At 41.6% G+C, this 5321-nt stretch carries 7 protein-coding genes; all 7 read right to left on the minus strand.

Features of this window, described 5'->3' with window-relative positions; genetic code table 11:
- Positions 1 to 79: 79 nt before the first annotated feature.
- The 7 genes from AC3WVG_RS10955 to pgsA are packed head-to-tail and all read right to left on the minus strand — an operon-like array spanning position 80 to position 5133.
- Positions 80 to 1108 (minus strand): tetratricopeptide repeat protein, encoded by a 1029-nt coding sequence (locus AC3WVG_RS10955; protein ID WP_488798154.1) that lies wholly within the window; start codon positions 1106 to 1108, stop codon positions 80 to 82.
- Positions 1109 to 1130: 22 nt separating this feature from the next.
- On the minus strand, positions 1131 to 1415 hold the full coding sequence (locus AC3WVG_RS10960; protein WP_488798155.1) for an FtsB family cell division protein: 285 nt from the start codon (positions 1413 to 1415) through the stop codon (positions 1131 to 1133).
- A 3-nt stretch (positions 1416 to 1418) separates the two neighbouring features.
- Complete coding sequence (locus AC3WVG_RS10965) at positions 1419 to 1688, minus strand: hypothetical protein (protein WP_488798156.1); 270 nt, start codon at positions 1686 to 1688, stop codon at positions 1419 to 1421.
- Between the two features lie 2 nt (positions 1689 to 1690).
- A complete protein-coding gene (locus AC3WVG_RS10970; protein ID WP_488798157.1) occupies positions 1691 to 2308 on the minus strand; it encodes a zinc ribbon domain-containing protein in 618 nt (205 codons plus the stop codon).
- 17 nt (positions 2309 to 2325) lie between these two features.
- Positions 2326 to 3492, minus strand: a complete 1167-nt coding sequence (locus tag AC3WVG_RS10975; RefSeq protein WP_488798158.1) for a type IV pilus twitching motility protein PilT — start codon at positions 3490 to 3492, stop codon at positions 2326 to 2328.
- Positions 3493 to 4575: a type IV pilus twitching motility protein PilT gene (locus tag AC3WVG_RS10980; RefSeq protein WP_488798159.1), complete on the minus strand. Its 1083-nt coding sequence runs from the start codon at positions 4573 to 4575 to the stop codon at positions 3493 to 3495.
- A 15-nt stretch (positions 4576 to 4590) separates the two neighbouring features.
- The gene (pgsA, locus tag AC3WVG_RS10985) at positions 4591 to 5133 is read right to left on the minus strand and encodes a CDP-diacylglycerol--glycerol-3-phosphate 3-phosphatidyltransferase (RefSeq protein ID WP_488798160.1); all 543 of its coding nucleotides are present in this window, start codon (positions 5131 to 5133) and stop codon (positions 4591 to 4593) included.
- Positions 5134 to 5321 lie beyond the last annotated feature (188 nt).

A 5321-nucleotide genomic window follows, 5' to 3' on the forward strand; every position in this document is an offset into this window, starting at 1 on the left:
TTTTTTCGCCTGTTTGACAAAAGTTCCGGATTGCTAATTGTCAATAAACAAAATTTACTCACTTTCACGGATTCAGGACTTAACCTTGCTTTTCAGCCCTAGCATCAAGGCGCTCTGCTAGGCTAGATAAAAAGTCGATAACTTCAGCTTGCTCAATATTCTCCTCAGAGCTAGCCTCGTCACCACTACCAGTTTCTGCAGCTACCTCCTGCTCTGGTCTGTTTTCTTGACCGGCAAGTAATTCCTTTATTTCTTTAATCCGTTCTTCTATCTCTTTACGCTCTGCTCCGGGCAAGCTGGACCGCCATAATTCTTCATATATGTCCAAAGCTTTTGCATATTCTTCTTGCTCGAACAAAAGATCAGCCAACGATTTGGTCCGGGCCTCCTCTTCAAAATTCAGTTCCTCAACTTCCTCAACCTCGTCGAATTCCGCATCAGGCTCCCTATCAACATCAACAAAAGCTCTTGTTTCGTCTTGATGAGTCTCGGTCTGGGCGAAAGATTCTTCAGCTTGAGAACCCACAGCCTGTTTATCGTCAGTTTTCTGTTCACTTAATTGCTCATGTTCTACGCTTAGGTCTTTGGCAGGCGTTGATACTTCTTCTTGAACACATTTAGGGCTCGGGGTGAAAGTCTCGAGTCCAGACCTGTTTTCTGCTCCATCTTCTTCTAAAGAACCTTTAGCGCTCACTTCAGGACTTTTCTCCAAGGCCAAAAGACCTGCCTTTAAAACACTGCTCCAGGTTAGTTCTTGTCCCTGCGCAAACTCAGCAATAAACTTAAAAGCCAAGGCGAGATCTTCCTGGCTCTTTCGTGCCCAAAACCGCTCTAGAGTAGTCCAAAAAAAACTATTTTTTTTCAAAAGTTCAAAGATTTCGACGCAAATCTTTTCTCCCTGTTCCTCTAGCCCCTGCAAAAAATATATATTGGCCAATAAAAGTCTGGCCTCTAAATGCTCCGGGTAATTTTCAAGCCCTGCTTTCAAAACCTCAAGGGCTTTTTGAGTCTGTTTACTTTCTAGATACAACCTAGCCAAGGGAAAAAACAGTTTGGAATGGGGATCAAGCGCCAAAACTTCTTCGTAAAAATCAATTTTATCCTGCATGTACTAAACTCCTAAAATCCGACTACCTTCCACTTGTAGGAAATATATATATTAGTTCTTTCTTCTTGACATAATGCATTTCTTTACGGATGACATCAGCCAAATATTCAGTGTCAGATTTAAGCATTCTGATATCATTACTTAATTTTACATTTTCGTTCTTTATCTTTTCATTCTCCTCATACAATTTAGTGTACGTATCCTTTACCTTTAAATATGCAATTATCCCACTATCCGACCAAATTATTCTACAAATTAAAAAAATATTTACTAGCAAAAAAAGAAGGAAAATGGCTCGGAAAAACATAATTTATTGCAACTTTCGTTTTTTAAAGTCTTTATAAAAAATAGATAACGGGACGCTGATCTCATCGAGAAATGTAGCCGTTGCCCTTTCGATACGCGAAACGTCATTCTCGGATAAGTCAAACTCATTGACTTGATTAACTATACTTTTAATAAACTTAAACTCTGCTCTCAAATCAGAATCAAGGGGCAACCTTTTTATCAAGGGCTCCAATTCGACTATAGTCAAAAGACAATTTAAGACTCTGGCCTGAAGGCTTTGCCTGTTTCTCATCTTCACTCCTCTACCATCAAAGCCATGGTCCAAGGTTCATTATAGAGGACAAAACCATTTAAACATTGCTCGAGCAAATCATCAATCCTATCTTTATCTTTTATATGTAGATAAAAATTTACCCCTCGGTAAAAAGCCTCCTGTTGATGCATACTGGGAGCTCTGTCTCCAATGAGCAAACAGTTGACATTTCTTCTTTTCTTGCCTGGCCAAGAATGTATTTCAGTAAGTAATGGAGCGATCTCTTCTCTATCCTCAAGTAAAATTAATTGGTAATCGTTAAGTCTAAGCTTAAGTACTCCCTCTTGAACATCTTCGGCCGTGCTTATATAAAAATCCTTTTCCTGAAAAAATTCGCGGACTTTCAGTCCTATCTCCTCGTCAATGATAAATAAAAAGGCTACATTCGCACCTGGAGGGAAAAAATCGGGTTCAATACTTTTAGTTGGCCTGACTTGCTCCTCATCGACAGCGCTATTGCTCTCTTTCGCATAGGCCTCGTTTTCCACCACGATCCTCTCACCACATCCGGGACATTTTAAAGCAAACCGCGGTGCATTCGGAATTTTTTCAGGAGGCAAAAAAATTTTTTTCTGACAATTTGAACATGTAAGGTCCATAGCTCACCTCTACAATATTAAAAGTCACGGCCATAATCCAGATCCAGTTCGAGCCCCTCAATATCTGTAATCTTTTCCCCGCGCCTGGCCTTAATCTTATCGATCATTTGTTTCAAACGTGACCTATCCGAAGCATTAAGCATAGCAATTTCCTCGGTGATAACTCCTTGCTCAAATAAGTTGCTTAGATACTGGTCAAAAGTGACCATGCCATAGGTACCACCCTCGGAAATAACGTTATAAAATGTTTTATCTTCGGATTCTCCTTTTAAAATCAATTCTCTAATACGTAAATTTTTGCGCAAAATTTCAAATGCTGCCACTCGTCCGCCTCCAATCTTGGGCATAAGACGTTGAGAGATAACATATTTCAAACTCTCAACCAGCCGGGCCCTGATCAGTCTCTCTTCAGATAATTCAAACATACCGATGATACGGTTAATGGTCTGACCGGCATCACTTGTGTGTAAGGTGCCTAGGACAAGATGCCCTGTTTCTGCTGCTTCAAGAGCAATTGCCATGGTCTCCCGGTCTCTTATCTCGCCCACCAAAATTACTTTAGGCGCCTGTCTAAGAGCAGCCCTAAGTCCTGAGGCAAAGGTATCAAAGTCAATACCGAGTTCCCTTTGATTGACCACACCTTTTTTGTGTACATGTACAAATTCGATAGGATCTTCCAGTGTGATAATATGCTTTCTAAACTGGGAATTGATACGATCTATGAGCGCGGCCAGAGATGTAGACTTACCTGTTCCGGTGCCACCTGTGACCAGGATAAGACCATACTTTTCTCTAGCTATTTCCTTAAAAATCTCAGGGAGGTTAAGTTGTTCCAGAGTTGGCACTTGCATAGACAATTTGCGCATAACAATGGCCAGAGACCCTTTTTGCCCGAACACATTTACCCTGAATCTGGCCCGCCCGGGTAGTTCATAAGAGAGGTCACAGGATCCTGTTTGCAATTGATCCTTGTATAGACGCAAATTTCGGCCCATCATGGCCATAGCCATGGCCTCTACTTGAAAAGGTACTAACCGGCCCAAAGGCGGACTTATTTTTATATCCTGCAATTCACCATGCACCTCGGCCTGGATGGGCTTTCCCACAGTAAAAATTATATCTGATGTATCCGGGGCCTGATCCAAGATCTGCCCCACTATATGATCCATTTGTGAACGAAGCATTTATACCTCGGTAAAATCTTGCGGTGGCTCTGATAAAAATTGCCTGAACTTGGATTTATTCACTGCCTTGTTGTACGCAGCCTCAGGTGAAATAATGTTCTGCTGCAAAAGCTGCATAATAGCATCATCAAGGGCCTGCATACCAAACTTCTTACCAGTTTCAATAACAGAATTAATTTGAAAAATCTTATTCTCCCTGATCAGGTTGCGCACAGCGGGTGTGGCAATAAGGATTTCTAAGGCTGCCACCCGACCAGGCTTATCAATTCGCTTAAACAAGTTTTGAGCAATGATGGCTCGCAAAGAATCCGCCAGGCCGGACCTTATTTGACCCTGCATTTCCGCTGGAAAAACCTCAATAATCCGGTCAATGGTTTTGGATGCAGAAATAGTATGCAAAGTGCCAAAAACCAGATGACCTGTTTCCGCTGCCTCCAAAGCTAATTTAATGGTTTCGAGATCCCGCATCTCACCAACCAGAATAATGTCAGGATCTTCGCGCAAGGCCCCGCGCAGTGCTGCCTGAAAACTTAAGGTATCTCGACCCACCTCTCTCTGGTTAATCAGACAATTTATAGGTTCGTGGACAAATTCAATGGGATCCTCAATGGTTAGAATATGATCTTTGCGCATCCTGTTGGCATAGTCGATTATGGCCGCAAGAGTCGTTGACTTACCACTGCCGGTAGGTCCAGTGACCAAAACCAGACCTTTTGGCAACATGGCCAGATTTTTTAAAATAGGGGGTAGCCCAAGATCATCTATGGTCAAAATCTTCTGCGGAATCTCTCTAAAAACAGCAGCAATGCCACGACGTTGCAAGAAAAAATTTGCTCTGTATCTCGCCAAGTTCGGGACTTCATAGGAAAAGTCCACGTCCCCGCTCTCCTCAAAAACTTTGATCTTGTTCTCTGGAGTAATCTCGTAGAGCAATTTTTTCAGCTCATTGTGCTCCAACTCCTTGTATTTGACCCGTTGCAAATCGCCGTGCAAGCGAATAATCGGTTGGGAACCTGAAGATAAATGCAGATCTGATGCTCCCAACTCATGCATCATTTTAAAAAAAGCATCTATTTGGGCCATGAGCTTCCCCCCAGGTTAATTAGTTAAAACTTTTCTATAAAAATTACGCAAATAATTGACACCTGAGAACAAAGTCAAAATCAAGGCCAGGTAGATGAGGACCTGTCCCAAGAGATTAGGATCAAATCCCCACCAGTTATAGTGTAAAATCAGCGGACACAAAGCCACTGTCTGAACAATGGTCTTTAACTTACCGTATTTATCTGCAGCAATCACTAGTCCTTGGTCAGCAGCAATAGCCCTCAGGCCTGTAACCAGTATCTCCCGGCTAACAATGGTTATGCTTATCCAGGCCTCAACCCATCCCAACTTTACAAGCATAATCAAAGCCGATGCCACCAGCAGTTTATCGGCCAATGGATCTAAAAATTTTCCCATATTGGTTACTAAATTATACCTGCGAGCGATAATACCATCTACCAAATCAGTTAAAGAAGCACCAATAAAAATAAACATGGCTATCAGACAGGATATTTTGCCTGGAAAATATAAAAGCAGGACTAAAAGAGGGATACAGGCTATACGCAAAAAAGTTAAATTGTTTGCCAGATTAAACATAAATATCTCATCTTTGAAAACTAGAAGTTGGTGTTATAGTTTAAAGCCCATTTATCATCATTATGCATCAGGAGATACACTATAGAGCCTGTGGCCAAACTCCATTTTAACTGCTGATTGAAAGTCTTGGTTGCTGAAATGCATTACAAATGGCTTGGGTAACCCATCTTAGTGAAGCTTGCGGAAAA

The sequence above is a fragment of the Desulfovulcanus sp. genome (assembly GCF_982781345.1).

Excerpts from the sequence above, each read along its gene's own strand:
- AC3WVG_RS10955 (WP_488798154.1), bottom strand. The coding sequence starts at position 1,108 with ATGCAGGATAAAATTGATTTTTACGAAGAAGTTTTGGCGCTTGATCCC.
- AC3WVG_RS10960 (WP_488798155.1), bottom strand. The coding sequence starts at position 1,415 with ATGTTTTTCCGAGCCATTTTCCTTCTTTTTTTGCTAGTAAATATTTTT.
- AC3WVG_RS10965 (WP_488798156.1), bottom strand. The coding sequence starts at position 1,688 with ATGAGAAACAGGCAAAGCCTTCAGGCCAGAGTCTTAAATTGTCTTTTG.
- AC3WVG_RS10970 (WP_488798157.1), bottom strand. The coding sequence starts at position 2,308 with ATGGACCTTACATGTTCAAATTGTCAGAAAAAAATTTTTTTGCCTCCT.
- AC3WVG_RS10975 (WP_488798158.1), bottom strand. The coding sequence starts at position 3,492 with ATGCTTCGTTCACAAATGGATCATATAGTGGGGCAGATCTTGGATCAG.
- AC3WVG_RS10980 (WP_488798159.1), bottom strand. The coding sequence starts at position 4,575 with ATGGCCCAAATAGATGCTTTTTTTAAAATGATGCATGAGTTGGGAGCA.
- pgsA (WP_488798160.1), bottom strand. The coding sequence starts at position 5,133 with ATGTTTAATCTGGCAAACAATTTAACTTTTTTGCGTATAGCCTGTATC.